This window comes from Streptomyces sp. NPDC037421 (assembly GCF_055602105.1).
The window spans coordinates 81,824-98,332 of sequence record NZ_JBVJWV010000012.1 but is presented as its reverse complement, the minus strand read 5'-3'; the positions used below and the strand labels follow the sequence as shown (position 1 = coordinate 98,332).

Below are 16,509 nucleotides of genomic sequence, written 5' to 3'. Positions count from 1 at the left end.
ACGCCACACCGGCGCTGACGCCGATACCGGTCCACCAGCCCGGGGCCTCCATGGCCTCGAGCTCCTGCATGCCCAGCTCCAGGGCGGGGAAGGTGTCGATCGCGTTGTCCTGCATGGGACGTTCTCCTTTTTCCGTGTGGCGTGTTCGGTGAGAGGTGCGGGGTGTACCGCCGTGCGCGGTACGGGCTTCTCAGGTGGCGATGAGGGCCGCGGAGGCGACGTACGAGCCGTAGCCCGCCGCGGAGGTGACGACCACACCGGCGCTGACGCCGATACCGGTCCACCAGCCCGGGGCCTCCATGGCCTCGAGCTCCTGCATGCCCAGCTCCAGGGCGGGGAAGGTGTCGTTCGCGAGGTTGTCCTGCATGAGAGGTACTCCTGTTCGGCAAGGGTTGATCAGGGCGTGCTCTGTGCGTGGGATGTGGTCTCCCGTCCGCACCTCGCGGCGGTGCCTGCGGGTGCGGAAGCTTGTGGTGTCAGGCCGCGGCGGCGTCGGCCAGCAGGCCGTACACGTCGTCGGCGCGCAGACCGCCGAGCATCGGCAGTCCGGCGCCCCAGGCGCGGACGGTGCGGTGCGCGATCCCGGCGAGCCGCTCGGGGCCCGCGCTGATGCCGCGGTCGATCCCCCAGGAGTCGACGAGGGCTTCGATGCCCGCCGCCGGGTCCGCGGGGAGGTTGTCGGGGTCGGTGGCCCGCAGCCGGGACCACAGCCGCCGGAGCCTGTCGGCCGAGCCGAGCCGCGCCTCGCCGGCGCAGATGGCCCGCCACAGGTGCGGCAGGATCGCCGCGACCGCGGTCATCTTGCGCACTCCGAGGGCGGAGGACAGCTCGTTGGCGATGAGCCAGCCCTTGACCGCGTACAGGTCGCGGCCGAGGTGGGCCCATTCGGCGTGGCTGAGGCCGCTGAGTTTGGCGATCTCCAGCCGCAGCCGGTCGTCGGTGGGGCGGCCGGCGCGGCGCGCGTCGCGCACCTCGTGTCCCAGCAGCACCAGTCGTTCGGCGATGGTCTCCACCAGCGCGTCCTCGGTGGGCAGGTCCCCGTGGTCGCCGACGTACGGGCTGACCACGCGGTGCAGTGCTTCGAGGACCCCTTCGGCGACGAGTTCGTCGTCGAGGGTGGCGGTGGCGACCGGGTCCAGGACGGCTGCCCTGGGCCGCAGCGCGGTGCCCATCACCAGCCGCTTGCCCTGGCCGGGGTAGCCGAGGCAGGCGACGCCGCTGGATTCGGTGCCGGTGCCGACCGTGGTGGGGACGGCGACCAGCGGGAGTCCGTGCCGGGTGGTGTGGCCGAGGACCAGCAGTCCGCTGCGCTGCGGCACCGTGAGGCGGGCGTACGCGTCGGGGTTGGTCCGGATCAGGGCGGCCAGCTTGACCTGGTCGAGGAGGGAACCCCCGCCGATCCCGACGAGCAGTTCGGCGTCCGCGACCCGGCCGGCGAGCGCGGCCACCGATTCCAGGTCGCCGGGGCCGGACAGCTCCAGCACCGTCGTCTCGTACCGGTCCCCGGCGAGCAGGGTCCGGATCCGGGCGGTGACCGGGGCGGCGGCGACCGCCGCGTCCACGAGGACGGTGATCCGCCGCTCGGGGCGTCCGGTGAACCAGGCGCCCAGGCTGTCGCAGCCGATCAGCTGCTGTGCCGGGGCGTGCCAGCCGGCGCTCACGCCAGGGCCTCCGCCACCGGGGCGGCGGTCCGTGCCAGGTGGAGGTCCAGTCCGGCGGTGACGCAGGCGAGCAGTTCGGTGAGTTCGGCGTCGGTGCAGGTGAGGGCGGGGAAGAGCTGGATCCCGTTCACCCCGGGGTGGACGATGGCGCCGGCGTCCCGGATGGCCCGGACCAGGGCGTGCACCTGGTCCTGCGGGAAGGGGGTGCCGTCCGGGTCGCACAGCCGGACGGAGCGGAAGCAGCCGAGGCCGGTGGTGGCCGCCACCCGGGGGTGGGTGGCGACGAGTGCGTCGAGTTCGGTGTCGAGCCGCTCCGCCAGCCGCCGGCCGAGGGCGACCGCGTCGAGGCGGCGCATCTCGTCGAGGGTGGCGGTGATGGTGGCGCAGGTGACGGGGGTGCCGGCCTGGGTCTCGCCGTGGGTGAGCATGGCGCCGGCGTCGGTGAAGGCCTGCGCCACCTGGCGGGAGGCGATGACGACGGCGGCGGCGCTGGTGCCGTTGGTGAGTCCCTTGGAGGAGACGAGCAGGTCGGGCTGTTCGGCCCACTGCTGGGAGGCGAAGAGGCTGCCGGTGCGGCCGAAGCCGGTGGCGACCTCGTCGGCGACCAGCAGGAAGCCGTGCTCGCGGCGCAGCCGCAGCAGTTCGTCGAGGTACTCCTCGGTGAGGGGTACGGCGCCGCTGCCGAGGACCGGTTCGACGACGACGGCGGCGATCTGGGCGCCCTGGCGGGCCATGAGCGCGTTCAGCTCGGCGGGGTCGTTGGGGGCGACGTGGCGGACGAACCGCTGGTCGACCCCGTACAGCTGCTGGCCGAGGTCGTCGCCGGTGAGGGCGAAGCTGCCGAAGGTGAGGCCGTGGTAGCTGCCGCGCAGGCCGACGACGACCTTGCGGCGCGGCTCGTCGCGCAGTGCGTGGTAGTGCCGGGCGACCTTCATGACGAGGTCGTTGGCGGCGCCGCCGGAGGTGGAGAACAGCACCCGGCCGTAGTGTGCGGGGCCGGCCGCTTCGACGAGGGCCTCGGCGGCGCGCCGGGCGTAGGCGTTCTCGTAGCGGAAGACGGAGAGGTACGAGGCTTCGCGGAGGGCTTCGGCGGCGGCGCGGGCGATCTCCTCGTTGCCGTAGCCGATGTTGGTGTTCCACAGGCCGCTGGAGCCGTCGAGGAGTTCGCGGCCGTCGGCGAAGCGGACCCGTACGCCGTGCGCGGAGACCGCGCAGGTGTCGTCACGGCCCTGGTCCTGCGGTGCGGTCAGGGACGGCCACAGCGGGTGGTGGCCGGGGGGCGTCGTGGTGTCGTTCACTGGGTCACCTCCGTTTCGAGCAGTACGTCGTGGTGGCGCTCGCCGACGGCGGGCAGCGGGTGCCGGGACAGGACCGAGAACCCGGCGGCGGCCAGTTCGGCCTCCAGGAGCGCGGCGGGCAGGACGCCGATGGTGGTGGTGCACACCTGCACGGGGCCTTCGTCGCCGAGGCCGGCGGGGAAGAGGGTGACGGTGCGGCTGCCGGAGTCGGGCGTCCAGTGTTCGAAGAGGCGGTAGGCGCGGCCGCTGTCGGTCACGATCTCCATGTCGACCTCGGCGGGGCCCTCACCGGTGGCGGCCATGTCGACCGTCGAGAGCAGGAACCGGCCGCCGGGCTCCAGGTGTTCGCGGACGGCCCGGTAGAGGCCGACGCGTCCTTCGGCGTCGAGCAGGGAGATCGTGGTGGTGCCCAGCACGATCGCGCCGAAGCGGCGGCCGAGGTCGAAGTCGCTCATGTCGGCCCGGACGGGCAGGCAGCGCTCGCGCAGTGCGGGCGGGACGGCGGCGAGCCGCTCGTCGAGCAACTCCAGCATGTAAGAGGAGAGTTCGAGCGCGGTGACCTGGCGGCCCAGCGCCAGCAGGGGCAGCGTGAGGCGTCCGGAGCCGGCGGCCAGGTCGAGCACGTCGCCGGGGATGCGGCGGACCAGGGCGAGCAGCTCGCGCACCTCGTGGGTGCCGGTGCCGGCGAGGTCGTGGTAGACGGAGGCGCCGACCGCGTCGTACAGGTCGCACAGCACGGCCCGGTCGCCGAGGGAGGCGAGGAGTTCACCGGCACGTCCGGGGACGTCGGCGGGGGTGGGGACGCGGTGGCCCGCGTCGGACATCGGCTTGGCGGTCGTCATCGTCGTCATCGTCGTCATCGTCGTCATGGCGGTCAGTGCCCCGCCGTCACGAGTTCGCCGGCCCGCAGGGTGACCCCCGCGTCCTCGAAGTACGCGGCGACCTGCTCCAGGCCCGCCCGGTCGGCGTAGGAGGCTCCCGCCTCCACCGAACCGGTGACCAGCAGTACCTCGGCGAGGCCCGCGGCGACCGGGTCGAGTCCGAAGGTGCGCCCGCTCGCCGGGTCGTGGACGAAGGCGTGCTCGCCCGACCACAGCAGCAGCGGCAGCAGCGCCTCGGCGGTGTCCGCGGCGGCGTCGGCCGGGACCGAGGCCGCGGCGGTGCTCAGCCGTCCGCCGAACCCGGAGACCCGTACGTCGGCCAGGCCGCGGCCCCGCAGGTCGCGGACGGCGCCGACCGCGGCGAGGTAGCGCCCCAGCCAGGGGCGTTCCGCGGCCGGTCCGCCGTCGGCGGCGGCCTCGAGGAGCCAGCGGGTGTCGAGCTGCTCCAGCGTGTCCTCGCCGAGGACGCCGAGCCGGGCGCCGCCCGGGGTGGTGGACAGGAAGCCGTCCTGGTCGGCGTACAGGCGGCAGCGGGGGCCGTCGCCGGCCGGGCCCGCGCCGAGGGCGGGCAGGTCGGCGAGCTGGATGACGGGGTTGGTGAGGAAGTCGGGGAAGATGCCCGCCTGCCGGGCCTGGTCGGCGTCGGCGAGGTAGGCGTCGAGGTCCATGTCGTCGGCGACGCGGATCAGCGTCGGGCCGACCACGGACATGTAGGCGCTGACGCCGTAGTTCTGGATCTGGAGGTAGAAGTCCGTGCCGAGGGAGCATTCCAGGCCGGGCTCGCTCAGCGATCCCTCGTAGCCGGCGACGACGGGGCCGTCCGGAATTCCCGCGTCGGGGGTGTGGCCGGGGGCGAACACCACGGAGTGCGGGCCGACGAGGTCGGAGCCGAGCAGCGTGGAAAGGTGGTCCGGATTCTCCAGGACGACCGTCGCGGAGCCCGTCGCGGAAAGCTCCGCTCCCGGCTTTCCGGTACCCCAGAGCATCAGATGCCGTTTGATTCCCGCCATGACTCCCCCTTCAAGGAATGCGAAGCAATTCGAAGCGATTCGGTGGACGCGTTGGACGCGTTGGACGCGGTGGCGCGGTGGACGCGTTGGCGCGGTGGACGCGTCGGACGCGTCGGACGGACTCCGGCCGGTGCCGGTTCAGGGCACGCCGGATCGGGGCCCGGCCGTGATGGGGCCGGACCCGGAGGTTCCGGGGTCAGGCCAGGGCGGACAGAATCGTCCTGAGTTCTTCGGAGGCCGCCTGCGGGCCGTGGCAATTGGCCACGCCGGTGACGTTCAGGACGACTTCGTCGACGCCCGCCTCCTCGTACTCCTTCAGCTGTGCGACGAGTTCCGTGATGTCGCCGCTGAGGAATCCGCGCCCTTCGACGAGGGCGCGCGCGTCCAGCTCCCGGTCCGTGCCGGTGATGGCGATCCCGGACTTGCGCAGCATGTCGATGTAGTGCGGAAGTCCCAGGTGCGCGGAGTTGCTGGCCAGCGCGATCTCACCGGCCGTGCGGTCCTTCCTGGCGAGCGCCAGCGGCACCATCGCCGTCAGCCTGGGCACCGGCCGGCCGGCCTTCGCCGCGCCTTCGCGCAGCGCCGGCAGGACGGTGTCCCGCAGGTAGGCGGCCGGGGTCAGCCAGGTGATCGCCACGTCGGCGACCTCTCCGGCGAGCCGGGCCATGGCGGGCCGCAGCACGCCGAGCCCGATCTCCACCGGGGCGGAGGGGAAGGGCGCGAGCTGCGCGTCGCAGGTGACGTACTCGCCCGCCATCCGTACGTGCTCCCCGGCCAGCAGGCCGCGCACGGCCGTCAGGTACTCGCGGGCCGCGGTCAGTGGACTGCGGTACGGGGCCCCGCGCAGGGCCTGCTGGAGGGAGGGCGCCCCGGGGCCGAAGCCGGCGGTCACCGGCTGCCCGGTGGCCAGGGCCAGCGAGCGGGCCTGGAGCGCGGCCTCGTAGGGGTGGCGCAGCGGCATGAGCGTCACGCCCAGCCCGGTCGGGACCCGGAAGCCGGCTCCCGCGGCGTGGACGAACCCGTGGTGGGGTTCGACCATCAGGGACTGTCCTTGCCAGAGCCGCTGCGCCTGGGTCCAGTGGACGAGGCCGGCGTAGGGAAGGATCTGTTCCGGCCGGGTCGGCAGGAACGGTATGAGAACCGAGTAGGCGGTCATGGTGTCGCTCCCCTCTCTTCCTTCCTCGTTCTGTCGTTCTGTCGGTTAAACCCAGTCAAAGGTTTCGCGCCGGTCGACGGGGGGCTTGCCCTTGCCGCCGCACTTGCCGAAGTCGATCTCGTCGAGTTCCACGACGGAGAGGAAGCAGCGGGCCTTGTCGGCGGCCGGAGCGGACGCGGTGAGCGAGTCCTGGGCCGGCGGGTGGATGAAAGGCCCGGAGAAGGTCAGTCCGGCCGCGACCGCGAATCCCGCGATGACCGAGGCGATTCGAGTGCGCCCGCCGAGCTGGTTCTTCTTCATCGTTTCCCCCTGTGTGGATCGCCGTTGTTCCGACACGGAGAACATTGCCGAACTTGCGACTCGCGTTCGAGCGATTCCGGACGCAGCTTCCTGCGTCGGTGTGTGCAACAAGCTGCACGGATGGTGGAACCAAGACCGGTGGGAACGCTTCCGTTACCCATGGTCAGCAGGTGTCGGCGTTCGTATGATCAGCCCACCGTGCTGACCACACGGGGCACCATCACAAGGGGGAACCATGCACGCCGGAAGCCTCATCCACTTGGGGATGTCAGCCGAGGACGAAGACCTGTACAGATGCCTGCTCCGCCTCACGGAGGGCACGCCCCCCGCACTGGCCGAACACCTCGGGGCGCCGGTTGCCGAGGTGGAGGAGTGGCTGGCACGGCTGGAGTCGATGGAGCTGACCTCCCTGGCCGACAACGGCAGCATCCGGCCGGCCCCGCCCGCGATCGCCGTGCAGCGGCTGATCGACCTGCGGCTGCGGGAGCTACAGGAGGAGCTGCGGCGGGTGGCGGCCGAGCAGCGGGTGGTGGAATCGCTGCTGGCCGAGCGGGACGCGGTACGCCCGGCCGTGCGCGAGGCGTCGGAGCGGCCGGCCATCGAGCGGGTGGAGGGGACGCCCAACGTCCGGGCGGTGATCGACGAGCTGACCTTCTTCACCCGGGAGGAGGGGCTGACCACGCAGCCGCACGGGGCGCTCAGCGCGGCCAGCATCGAGGCGTCCCGGCCGCTGGACGCCCGGATCCTGCGGCGGGGCATCAAGATGCGCACGATCATGCGCCCGGCGGCGGTGGAGGACGCCCCGACGCTGGCCTACCTCCAGGAGATCTCGGCGATGGGGGCGGACATCCGGATCTCGGACAAGCCGCTGGAGCGGATGCTGGTCTTCGACCGGGCGGCGGCGCTGACCCCGATCGACCCGCAGAACCCGCGCCTGGGGGCGCTGGTGATCCGCGAGACGGGGCTGGTGGCGAACCTGGTGTCGCTGTTCGAGCGGATGTGGTCGGACTCGGTGCCGCTGGCGGAGGCGGTCGCGGCGCGGCAGGGCCCGGAGGGCGGGCTGAGCGAGATCGAGCGCAAGGTGCTGGCCACCATGTACCAGGCGGAGAAGGACGAGAGCGGAGCCCGCGAGGTGGGCGTCTCGGTCCGCACGTACCGCAAGTACGTGGCGGACCTGATGCAGCGCCTGGGCGCGACGAACCGCTTCCAGGCGGCCCTGCTGGCCCGCGACCACGGCTGGATCTGAGGCGCCGGCCCGTACCGGCTCCGGACCTCTTAGCCTGGGCGGCATGACCGACACCAGCAGCGAATTCCACGAGGTCCTGCACTCCCTGCGGGTGTGGGACGTCCCGCTCCCCGGCTTCGACCCGGCGGCCGCGCCCGGCACGCCGGTGGAGCTGTTCCGGGAGTGGTTCCTGCACGCCGCGCGGGCGGGGCAGCCGGAGCCGCACACGATGAGCCTGGCCACGGTGGACGCCGGGGGGCGGCCCGACGCGCGCGTGCTGATGCTGCACGACGCCGACGGGCGGGGCTGGCACTTCGCCTCGCACTCCACGAGCGCCAAGGGCCGCCAGCTGGCGGGCCGGGCGGACGCGGCGCTGGTCTTCTACTGGCCGTCGGTGGCGCGGCAGGTGCGGATCCGGGGCCGGGTCGTGGCCTGCGGGCCCGAGGAGAGCCGGGCGGACCTGGCGGTGCGCTCGCGCGGGGCGCTGGCGGCCGCGCTGACCGGCCGGCAGAGCGAGGTGCTGGGTTCCGCCGAGGAGCTGGCGCGGGCCTCGGCGGCGGCGTGGGAGCGGGCCGCCGCGGAACCGGACGCACCGGCGCCGACGTGGACGCGGTACGTACTGGAGCCCGCCGAGGCGGAGTTCTTCCAGGGCGACGCCGCGCGCCGGCACGTCCGCCTGCGCTACCGCCGCGCGGACGGCGGCGCCTGGGTGCGGGAGCTGCTCTGGCCCTGAGCCGCGTATCCCGGCCCGGGGCCCGCCGGTGCGGGTGACGGGCCGGGTTCCTGTCAGGTCGAGGTGTGGGGGATCGTATGGGAACGCTGGTCGCGTCAGACGTCATCGGGGCGCGCGAGGACAGCTTCGACTGGTTCTGCGAGACCGTATCGAGCCATGTGATGCCCGTCCTGCTGAGCAGCCCACGCGCGGCCGATTTCCGGGCGGGCATCACGGAGCTGGACCTCGGCGTGGTGCGCCTGTCCGCCGTGACCTGCTCACCGGTGCGCTCGCGCCGCACCATGACCCATGTCCGGCAGGGCGATCCCGAGCACCTGCAACTGGCGCTCCTCACCCAAGGCGCCGTCCGGATCTCCCAGCGGGGCAACGAATCGGTGGTCTCGGGGGGACTCGTGCTCACGGACACCTCACGGCCGAGCGAGGCGGCGTCCGCGGACGAGATGCTCACATCGGTGGTCGTGCAGATCCCCCGTCAGGCTCTGGGGCTCGGCTCGGACCGCCTGGACGGCCTCCTCGCACGGAACCTGTCCGCGGGCACCGGGTCGGGAGCGATCCTCTCCGGCTTCATGAGGTCGCTGCTCGTACAGGCCCCGCACTGCCGTCCGGAGGAGCTGCGCGGGCTGGGGACCGTCACCCTCGACCTGGCCACCGCGTTTCTCGCGGGGCAGCTCGGGGACCCGGGCGCGACACCCGCCGAGGCCCGTGCGCGGGAGACGCTCCAGCGGATCCACCGCTTCATCGAGAACAACCTCGGCGACCCGGACCTGACCCCCCGGGTCATCGCGGACCGGCACAACGTATCGCTGCGGCATCTCCACGCCCTCTTCGGCGATCAGCCCCTGACCATCGCGGCGCACATCCGCCGGATGCGGCTGGAGCGCGCCCACACCGACCTCGCCCGCGTGGAGCTCGGCGGCCATCCCGTCCAGGCGATCGCGGCCCGCTGGGGTTTCGCCAGCGCCACCGGGTTCAGCCGGGCGTTCCGCGAAGCGTACGGACTCACGCCCACGGAGCATCGTGCCGTCTCCCTGGGCGCCCCGCGGTACGCGAAGCGCAGGAACCAGGCACGCCACGAAGACTGACGCTCGGCACCCGCGCCTGGATTCTCCCGCGCATGCCTGAACACCCGTCAACGGCGACGTCATCAGGGGGAGACGTCTCATGCCCGGAAAGTCATCCGGAGCCGCCGGGAACTCCAGGGGTGGTTCAGCCCTCCTCCGGCCGGAAGACCGGCACCCACACCCCCTCCGCGGCCTCGTGGAAGGTGGCGCGCAGGGGCATGCCGACGCGGAGGTCCCCGTACGGGCAGTCGACGACCTCGGTCATCATCCGGGGCCCCTCCGCGAGGTCGACGACGGCCGCCGCGTAGGGGACCCGGGCGCCGAAGGGCGGGAGGTCGTTGCGGTGGACGACGGACCAGGTGTAGAGGGTGGCGCGGCCGCTCGCCGGCTCCCAGGCGACGCGGTCCTCGCCGGCCCAGCAGGAGGGGCAGAACTCGCGCGGGTAGTGGTGGACGCGCCCGCAGTCGGCGCAGCGGCGCAGCAGGAGGCGGCCCTGGGCCGCCGCGTCCCAGTAGGGGCGGGTGAACTCGTCCGTCTCGGGCAGGTCGTACCGTGCGGCGCTCAAAGGAAGAGTCCGATCGTCGCGTCGAGGGACCAGGTCTGCCAGGACATCGCGCCGAGCGCGACGAGGGAGATGAGGGCCATCATCGAGTTCTGGCCCTGTTCGGCCCAGTCGTGGATCATCAGGACCAGGTAGAGCAGGTTGAGCAGCAGGCCGCCGGCCAGGGCGACCGGGGTCAGGAAGCCGAGCACCAGGCCCAGTCCGAGGGCGAGTTCGGCGTAGACGACGACGTACGCCATCAGCCGCGGCCTGGGCTGGACGACCTTCTCGAAGCCGCCCTTGACGAAGCCCCAGCGGTGTTTGCCGGCGACGTCGGCGGCCCAGGCGATGCCGGTGCCGCGTTCGAACCAGCCCTTCTTGTCCTTGTGCCGCCAGCTCTCCAGCCACCACAGGCCGAGGCCTATCCGCAGCACGGCGAGCCATTCGGCGCCGGTGAGCCAGATGGTCTGCACGGTTCGCCCCTCCACCCACTCGATCTGACGGTACGTCAGTTCAGCGGATCGGCGCCGATCCCGCAAGGGGCCGTGCACGGCCGCGCTCAGGGGGCCGAGAACAGCCTCCCGTACCCCGTGACCCCGTCCACCGGCTCGCCCGCCGCGCGCAGGGCGGCCCACAGCAGCACCTGGTTCGCGGTCAGCACCGGCCGCCCCAGCTCCGCCTCCAGGGCCTCGATCACCCCGACCGCCCGGAAGCCGTTGCCGCCGACGACCACCGCCTCCGCCGCGTCGGGGGCCCGCTCCAGCACCCAGCCGTACAGGGCCTCCGGCCGGATCAGCGCCTGCCCGCTGGGCAGCCCGCACGGGGCCGCGTACGGGACCTCGAACCCGGCCTCCTCGTAGTAGCCCCGCCCCAGGTCGCTCAGGGTCGCGTCGAACCACGGCGGATCGACCAGCGCGAGCCGCGACACCCCGAGCGCGCGCAGCGCCTCGACGACGGCGGCGCAGGTGGCGACCACGGGCAGGCCGCCGGCCCGCTCACCCAGCCGCTCCAGCATGTACGCCTCCCCGCGCGCGCCGATCACGTACGCGGAGCTGGTGAAGGCGTACGCGATCGCCGCCACCGGCGCGGCTGCCAGCAGCTCGGCCGCGTCGTCCACGTGCGGCGGCTCGGCGAAGGCCCGGACGGGGGCGAGCGGCACGGTCAGGCCCATCGTGCCGCCGGCGCCCATCGCGGCGAACGGCACCCGGGCGGCGTGCAGGCCCACGTCCGCCGGGGCCATGGCGCGCAGCTCCGACTCGGGGCCGACGTCGGCGTGGGGGGTGAGGACTCCGAGGCGGACGCGCACGTCCCACCCGTCGGGCTGCCACATCACGCACGCACTCCTCTCCAGGGCCGGACGCCGGGGCCGGACACCGAGGCCGGACACCGGGGCCGAACACTAGGGCTAGATGTCCCACTTTGACACCATCCGTGCCGCCCGGGCGGCGGGCCGCGCCGGGCCGGCGTCCGCCCGTGATCGATCCGCAATCGATTCCCTCCTCGTCCGAGACCCATCAACACCGGGTGTCGATACGCTCACTGCCCATGCCCGAGCCCGACCTGACCTCCACCGAGCCCCGCCCCGTGTACGTGATCGGCGCGGGCCCCGGCGGCCTCGCCGTCGCCGCCGCACTGCGCGCCCGCGGGGTGCGCGCGGTGGTCGTCGAGCGGACCGGCGCGGTCGGCGCCTCGTGGCGCGGCCACTACGAGCGGCTGCGGCTGCACACCACCCGGCGGCTGTCGGGCCTGCCCGGGCTGGCGATCCCGCGCCGCTTCGGGCGCTGGGTCGCGCGGGCCGACGTGGTCCGGTACCTGGAGAAGTACGCCGAGTTCCACGAGCTGGAGCTGGTGACCGGGGTCGAGGTGACCCGGATCGAGCGCGCCGCCGACGGGGAGGGCTGGACCCTGCACGCCTCGGGCGGGCGGCTGCTCGCGGCCCGCGCGGTGGTGGTGGCGACGGGCTACAACCACACCCCGGCGCTCCCCGACTGGCCGGGCCGCGAGGCGTACGCCGGGCGGCTGCTGCACGCCCGCGACTACCGGAACCCGGCCCCGTACGCCGGTCAGGACGTGCTCGTCGTCGGCGTCGGCAACACCGGCGCGGAGATAGCCGTGGACCTCGCCGAGGGCGGTGCCGCACGGGTGCGGCTCGCCGTGCGCACCGCCCCGCACGTCCTGCGCCGCACCACCCTCGGCTGGCCGGCGCAGCGCACCGGGATCCTGGTGCGCAGGCTGCCGGTGCGGCTCGTGGACCGGCTGGGGGCGCTCGCCGCCAAGGCCGTCCCGGACCTGTCGGCGCACGGCCTGCCGCGTCCGGCGTCCGGCCTGTACAGCAGGGTCCTGGAGGGGGCGGTGCCGGTACAGGACGTCGGCCTGATCAAGGCCGTGCGGGCGGGCCGGGTGGAACCCGTGGCCGCCGTGGCCGCCTTCGACGGCGACGGGGTGGTCCTGGCCGACGGTACGCGGATCACCCCGGACGCGGTGGTGGCTGCGACGGGCTACCGGCGCGGGCTGGAGGGGCTGGTGGGCCACCTGGACGTACTGGACGAGCGCGGCCGCCCCATCGCGCACGGCGCCCGCGCGCCGCGCAACGCCCCGGGGCTGCACTTCACCGGGTACACGAACCCGATCAGCGGCATGCTCCGCGAGCTGTCCATGGACGCCGTGCGCATAGCCGAGGCCCTCTCGCGCGGCCAGGCCGCGCCCAGGCCGTAGAGGGCCGAAATCCCCTCTGTACCGAAGCGAACACCTCTGCCACCGTTCAAGCACACCACCTCCACCACCTTTCCTGCGCATCCCTGTTCCTGACGGCGCGTCAGTTCAGTAATCTGACTACGCGTCAGCTATGGACTCATCGAGCAGGGCGGGCGAAGCGATGCTTGGATCTACTCACGGCACCCTCACCACCGACTTCCGCGCACGCGTCGACGCCTGCGGGGAGACCCCCAGGACGGCCGTCCACTCCACGGCGACACCCGAGGACTCGGACGCGCTGGACGTCAGCGGACGGCCCCTGCACTCCGACGTGCCCGACCTGGACCGGTTCTTCCGGCCCGAATCCGTGGCGGTCATCGGCGCCTCCGACGCCGAAGGCAGGCCCAACACCGGGATCACCCGGCAGCTCATCACCTGGGCCGAACGCGTCGGCGCCCGCGTCCATCCCGTACACCCGACCCGCACCGCCGTCTTCGGACTGCCCTGCCACGCCTCCGTGGCCGAGCTGCCCGAACAGGTCGACCTCGCGGTGCTCCTCGTCGCGGACCCGATCCCGGTGATCGAGGAACTGGCCGACACCAAGGTCAAGTTCGCCGTCGCCTTCGCCTCCGGCTTCGCCGAGACCGGCGACGCGGGCGCCGCCGCCCAGGCCCGCCTGGCCGCAGCCGTACGCCGCTCCGGGCTGCGCCTGCTCGGCCCGAACACCAACCTCAACGCCTTCGAGGAGTTCCGCGAAGACCTCGACGGCCCCGCCATCGCCCTCATCACCCAGTCCGGGCACCAGGGCCGGCCCGTCTACACCCTCCAGGAGCTGGGCATCCGCCTCTCCCACTGGGCGCCGACCGGCAACGAGGCCGACCTGGAGACCTCCGACTTCATCTCCTACTTCGCCGAGCGGCCCGAGGTCGGGGCCATCGCCTGCTACGTCGAAGGCCTCAAGGACGGCCGCTCCTTCCTCCTGGCAGCCGACCGCGCCGCCCGCAACAAGGTGCCGGTCGTCGCGGTCAAGGTCGGCCGCACCGAGACCGGCGCCCGCATGGCCGCCTCCCACACCGGCAAGCTCACGGGGGCCGACACCGTCGTGGACGCCGCCATGCGGCAGTTCGGGGTCATCCGGGTCGACGGACTGGACGAACTCCAGGACACCGCCGCCCTCCTGGCCAGGGCCAGGCCGCCGCGGGCCGACGGGGTCGTCGTGTACTCCATCTCCGGCGGCACCGGAGCCCACTTCTCCGACCTGGCCACCGAGGCGGGCCTCACCCTGCCCACCCTCTCGGACTCCAAACAGGCCGAGCTCCACCAGTGGATCCCCTCCTACCTCAACGTCGCCAACCCGGTCGACAACGGCGGCCACCCGGTGGGCGACTGGCGCGGCCGGAAGATCATCGACGCGATCCTCGCCGACCCCTCCGTCGGCGTCCTGATCTGCCCGATCACCGGCCCCTTCCCCCCGATGAGCGACAAGCTCGCGCAGGACCTGGTCGACGCCGCCGAGGCCACCGACAAGCTGGTCTGCGTCATCTGGGGCTCCCCCGTCGGCACCGAGGAGGCCTACCGCACCACCCTCCTCGGCTCCTCCCGCGTGGCCACCTTCCGCACCTTCGGCAACTGCATCACCGCCGTCCGCGCCTACCTCGGGCACCACCGCTTCACGGCCTCCTACCGCTCCCCCTTCGCCGAAGCCCCCCGCACCCCGTCCCCTTCCCACCGCAAGGCCCAGGCCCTGATGCGCCCCGGCCAGCAGCTCAGCGAACACGCCGCCAAGCAGCTGCTGCGGGCCTACGGCATCCGGGTCCCGCGCGAGCAGCTGGTGACCAGCGCGGCGGCGGCCGTCCGCGCCGCGGGCCTGGTCGGCTACCCGGTCGTGATGAAGGCCTCGGGGCCGCAGCTGGCCCACAAGACGGAACTCGGCCTGGTCAAGGTCGGCCTCACCTCGGCCAGCCAGATCCGCGACGCGTACCGCGAGCTGACGGACACGGCCCGCTACGAGAACGTCCCGCTGGACGGGATCCTGGTCTGCCAGATGATCGAACGCGGCGTCGAGATGGTCGTCGGCGTCACCCAGGACCCCCTCTTCGGCCCCACCGTCACCGTCGGCCTCGGCGGCGTCCTGGTGGAGGTCCTGGGCGACGCGGCGGTCCGCGTACCCCCCTTCGGGGAGGACCAGGCCCGCGCGATGCTCCGCGAACTGCGCGGGCACGCGCTGCTGGAAGGCGTACGGGGGGCACCGCCGGCGGACGTGGACGCGCTGGTGGAGGTCGTGCTGCGGGTCCAGCGGATGGCGCTGGAGCTGGGCGACGACCTCTCGGAGCTGGACATCAACCCCCTGATGGTCCTGCCCCGCGGACAGGGCGCGGTGGCGCTGGACGCCCTTGCCGTATGCCTTTGAACCGTCCGGCGTCTGCGGCCGGCGTTCCCAGGGGCGCTGCGCGCCCGTCGCCTCAAACGCCGGCGGGGCTGGAAGATCCATCCCCGCCGGCGATTGAGGCGCTGGGGGTACCCCCAGCGGTAGCTGGGGGCGGAGCCCCCGGGAGGGTCCGGGCGCAGCCCGGAGAACGGTGGAAGGGCGGGTAGGGGACAGCCCCGCAGGGCCGACACCCCGCCCGGCAGGACAACGCTCCATCCCACACCCCGCCCGGCCAGGGCAACGGCAACCCCGAACAGGAGCACGCACCCCGTGGACGAGATCCTGCACCGCACGGACGCCGGCGTCAGCTGGATCACCCTCAACCGGCCCGAGGCCATGAACGCCCTCACCTGGGAGCAGCGCGAGCGCGTCATCGGTCTGCTCGACGCCGCCTCCGGCGACCCCGGCATCCGCGCCGTCGTCGTCACCGCCACCGGCAAGGGCTTCTGCGCCGGCGCCGACCTCCGCGGCGGCAGTACCACCGGCGAACGGGTCGCCGGTGACGTGGCCCGCATGATCCGCCTCGGCGCCCAGCGCCTGATCACCGCGGTCCTCGACTGCGAGAAGCCCGTCATCGCCGCCGTCAACGGCACCGCCGCCGGCATCGGCGCGCACCTCGCCCTCGCCTGCGACCTCGTCATCGCCGCCGACACCGCCCGCTTCATCGAGGTGTTCGTCCGCCGCGGCCTCGTCCCCGACGGCGCCGGCGCCTACCTCCTGCCCCGCCTGCTCGGCCCGCAGAAGGCCAAGGAGCTGATGTTCTTCGGCGACGCCGTCCCCGCCGAGGAGGCCGCCCGGCTCGGCCTGGTCAACAGGGTGGTCCCCGCCGACGGGCTGGAGGCCGCCGCCCGCGAGTGGGCGGAGCGGCTCGCGCAGGGCCCCACCCGTGCCCTCGCGCTCACGAAGCAGCTGGTCAACGCCTCCCTCGACAGTGACCGGGCCACCGCGCTGGCCGCCGAGGCCACCGCCCAGGAGCTCAACATGGGCACCGCCGACGCGAACGAGGGCGTGGCGAGCTTCGTGGAGCGCCGCACCCCGAAGTACCTGGGCCGCTGAGCCCTGCCCCGAACGACTGAAATCGATCACCCATGAGCCGCCCGGCGGGTCACCGTCACCGACCGCCTCCCCGCCGCCCCGGAGTTCCTCACCTCCCGCGACGGCTGCACGGCGGCCGGCCGGACCGTCACCCGCGGCCCGCTGGCGCACCTGGCCCCGGGCGCCTCGATGACCCGGGTCGTCAAGGTGAAGCTGGGCCCGGAGTACACCGGCAACGGCTCGGACATCCGCAACACGGCGACGGTCGACTCGCCGACCGCCGACCCGCGGCCGGCCGACAACACCAGCGCGGCGGCCGGCCCGCCCGCGGGCACCGTCAAGGAGCCGACGGCCGACCTGGAGGTGGCCAGGACGACTCCGTGAACCGGTCCGGGGGGGGGGGGGGGGGGGGAGGGGGGGGGGGGGGGGGGGCGGGGGGGGGGGGGGGGGGGGGGGGGGGTGGGTGTTGGGGGGGGGGGGATATTG

Annotated in this window: 17 protein-coding genes and 1 pseudogene; 7 read left to right on the top strand and 11 right to left on the bottom strand. The window is 73.5% G+C overall.

The features are described 5' to 3' along the window. The 8 genes from ACZ7IF_RS19490 to ACZ7IF_RS19455 all read right to left on the bottom strand — a co-directional run. Nucleotides 1–70: daptide-type RiPP (locus ACZ7IF_RS19490; protein ID WP_470972942.1), on the bottom strand; the 70-nt coding region annotated here is incomplete at its 3' end. 120 nt (nt 71–190) lie between these two features. Then, the gene (locus ACZ7IF_RS19485; RefSeq protein WP_470972693.1) at nt 191–367 is read right to left on the bottom strand and encodes a daptide-type RiPP; all 177 of its coding nucleotides are present in this window, start codon (nt 365–367) and stop codon (nt 191–193) included. Between the two features lie 109 nt (nt 368–476). Beyond that, nucleotides 477–1,661, bottom strand: a complete 1,185-nt coding sequence (gene mpaC / locus ACZ7IF_RS19480; protein WP_470972691.1) for a daptide-type RiPP biosynthesis dehydogenase — start codon at nt 1,659–1,661, stop codon at nt 477–479. Beyond that, nucleotides 1,658–2,959: a daptide-type RiPP biosynthesis aminotransferase gene (mpaD, locus tag ACZ7IF_RS19475; RefSeq protein WP_470972689.1), complete on the bottom strand. Its 1,302-nt coding sequence runs from the start codon at nt 2,957–2,959 to the stop codon at nt 1,658–1,660. The genes mpaC and mpaD overlap by 4 nt, the downstream gene beginning before the upstream one ends. Continuing rightward, complete coding sequence (gene mpaM / locus ACZ7IF_RS19470) at nt 2,956–3,810, bottom strand: daptide-type RiPP biosynthesis methyltransferase (protein WP_470972687.1); 855 nt, start codon at nt 3,808–3,810, stop codon at nt 2,956–2,958. The genes mpaD and mpaM overlap by 4 nt, the downstream gene beginning before the upstream one ends. Nucleotides 3,811–3,833: 23 nt before the next feature. Next, a complete protein-coding gene (mpaB, locus tag ACZ7IF_RS19465) occupies nt 3,834–4,850 on the bottom strand; it encodes a daptide biosynthesis RiPP recognition protein (protein ID WP_470972685.1) in 1,017 nt (338 codons plus the stop codon). A gap of 196 nt (nt 4,851–5,046) precedes the next feature. Then, nucleotides 5,047–6,006 (bottom strand): LLM class flavin-dependent oxidoreductase, encoded by a 960-nt coding sequence (locus tag ACZ7IF_RS19460; protein WP_470972683.1) that lies wholly within the window; start codon nt 6,004–6,006, stop codon nt 5,047–5,049. Between the two features lie 45 nt (nt 6,007–6,051). Beyond that, the gene (locus tag ACZ7IF_RS19455) at nt 6,052–6,306 is read right to left on the bottom strand and encodes a hypothetical protein (RefSeq protein WP_470972681.1); all 255 of its coding nucleotides are present in this window, start codon (nt 6,304–6,306) and stop codon (nt 6,052–6,054) included. A gap of 265 nt (nt 6,307–6,571) precedes the next feature. On the opposite strand from ACZ7IF_RS19455, the gene ACZ7IF_RS19450 reads away from it, so the two are divergent. From ACZ7IF_RS19450 to ACZ7IF_RS19440, 3 genes are all read left to right on the top strand, one after another. Further along, on the top strand, nt 6,572–7,552 hold the full coding sequence (locus ACZ7IF_RS19450) for a LuxR C-terminal-related transcriptional regulator (RefSeq protein ID WP_470972678.1): 981 nt from the start codon (nt 6,572–6,574) through the stop codon (nt 7,550–7,552). A gap of 43 nt (nt 7,553–7,595) precedes the next feature. Further along, on the top strand, nt 7,596–8,264 hold the full coding sequence (locus ACZ7IF_RS19445; RefSeq protein ID WP_470972676.1) for a pyridoxine/pyridoxamine 5'-phosphate oxidase: 669 nt from the start codon (nt 7,596–7,598) through the stop codon (nt 8,262–8,264). A 77-nt stretch (nt 8,265–8,341) separates the two neighbouring features. Next, complete coding sequence (locus tag ACZ7IF_RS19440; RefSeq protein ID WP_470972674.1) at nt 8,342–9,346, top strand: AraC-like ligand-binding domain-containing protein; 1,005 nt, start codon at nt 8,342–8,344, stop codon at nt 9,344–9,346. 124 nt (nt 9,347–9,470) lie between these two features. Here ACZ7IF_RS19440 and ACZ7IF_RS19435 read toward each other — a convergent pair whose 3' ends face one another. The 3 genes from ACZ7IF_RS19435 to ACZ7IF_RS19425 form a co-directional block, all read right to left on the bottom strand. Beyond that, a complete protein-coding gene (locus ACZ7IF_RS19435) occupies nt 9,471–9,890 on the bottom strand; it encodes a Zn-ribbon domain-containing OB-fold protein (protein ID WP_470972672.1) in 420 nt (139 codons plus the stop codon). After that, complete coding sequence (locus ACZ7IF_RS19430) at nt 9,887–10,339, bottom strand: DoxX family membrane protein (RefSeq protein WP_470972670.1); 453 nt, start codon at nt 10,337–10,339, stop codon at nt 9,887–9,889. The genes ACZ7IF_RS19435 and ACZ7IF_RS19430 overlap by 4 nt, the downstream gene beginning before the upstream one ends. Before the next feature lie 86 nt (nt 10,340–10,425). Beyond that, nucleotides 10,426–11,196: a maleate cis-trans isomerase family protein gene (locus tag ACZ7IF_RS19425; RefSeq protein WP_470972940.1), complete on the bottom strand. Its 771-nt coding sequence runs from the start codon at nt 11,194–11,196 to the stop codon at nt 10,426–10,428. Nucleotides 11,197–11,411: 215 nt separating this feature from the next. Here ACZ7IF_RS19425 and ACZ7IF_RS19420 point away from each other — a divergent pair, with 215 nt between their 5' ends. From ACZ7IF_RS19420 to ACZ7IF_RS19405, 4 genes and pseudogenes are all read left to right on the top strand, one after another. After that, entirely contained in the window at nt 11,412–12,581 is a 1,170-nt protein-coding gene (locus ACZ7IF_RS19420; RefSeq protein ID WP_470972668.1) for a flavin-containing monooxygenase, read from the top strand. Nucleotides 12,582–12,741: 160 nt separating this feature from the next. Then, a complete protein-coding gene (locus ACZ7IF_RS19415; RefSeq protein ID WP_470972666.1) occupies nt 12,742–14,970 on the top strand; it encodes an acetate--CoA ligase family protein in 2,229 nt (742 codons plus the stop codon). 354 nt (nt 14,971–15,324) lie between these two features. Beyond that, complete coding sequence (locus ACZ7IF_RS19410) at nt 15,325–16,044, top strand: enoyl-CoA hydratase/isomerase family protein (protein ID WP_470972938.1); 720 nt, start codon at nt 15,325–15,327, stop codon at nt 16,042–16,044. 51 nt (nt 16,045–16,095) lie between these two features. Further along, nucleotides 16,096–16,407: pseudogene (locus tag ACZ7IF_RS19405) on the top strand (DUF11 domain-containing protein); the annotation flags it as partial. Nucleotides 16,408–16,509: the final 102 nt, after the last annotated feature.

What these genes read in the sequence shown, in the direction of transcription:
- ACZ7IF_RS19410 (WP_470972938.1), top strand. Translation starts at nt 15,325, where the DNA reads ATGAACGCCCTCACCTGGGAGCAGCGCGAGCGCGTCATCGGTCTGCTC.
- ACZ7IF_RS19460 (WP_470972683.1), bottom strand. Translation starts at nt 6,006, where the DNA reads ATGACCGCCTACTCGGTTCTCATACCGTTCCTGCCGACCCGGCCGGAA.
- ACZ7IF_RS19455 (WP_470972681.1), bottom strand. Translation starts at nt 6,306, where the DNA reads ATGAAGAAGAACCAGCTCGGCGGGCGCACTCGAATCGCCTCGGTCATC.
- ACZ7IF_RS19450 (WP_470972678.1), top strand. Translation starts at nt 6,572, where the DNA reads ATGTCAGCCGAGGACGAAGACCTGTACAGATGCCTGCTCCGCCTCACG.
- mpaM (WP_470972687.1), bottom strand. Translation starts at nt 3,810, where the DNA reads ATGACGACGATGACGACCGCCAAGCCGATGTCCGACGCGGGCCACCGC.
- ACZ7IF_RS19440 (WP_470972674.1), top strand. Translation starts at nt 8,342, where the DNA reads ATGGGAACGCTGGTCGCGTCAGACGTCATCGGGGCGCGCGAGGACAGC.
- ACZ7IF_RS19415 (WP_470972666.1), top strand. Translation starts at nt 12,742, where the DNA reads ATGCTTGGATCTACTCACGGCACCCTCACCACCGACTTCCGCGCACGC.
- mpaB (WP_470972685.1), bottom strand. Translation starts at nt 4,850, where the DNA reads ATGGCGGGAATCAAACGGCATCTGATGCTCTGGGGTACCGGAAAGCCG.
- ACZ7IF_RS19425 (WP_470972940.1), bottom strand. Translation starts at nt 11,196, where the DNA reads ATGTGGCAGCCCGACGGGTGGGACGTGCGCGTCCGCCTCGGAGTCCTC.
- ACZ7IF_RS19445 (WP_470972676.1), top strand. Translation starts at nt 7,596, where the DNA reads ATGACCGACACCAGCAGCGAATTCCACGAGGTCCTGCACTCCCTGCGG.
- ACZ7IF_RS19420 (WP_470972668.1), top strand. Translation starts at nt 11,412, where the DNA reads ATGCCCGAGCCCGACCTGACCTCCACCGAGCCCCGCCCCGTGTACGTG.
- ACZ7IF_RS19485 (WP_470972693.1), bottom strand. Translation starts at nt 367, where the DNA reads ATGCAGGACAACCTCGCGAACGACACCTTCCCCGCCCTGGAGCTGGGC.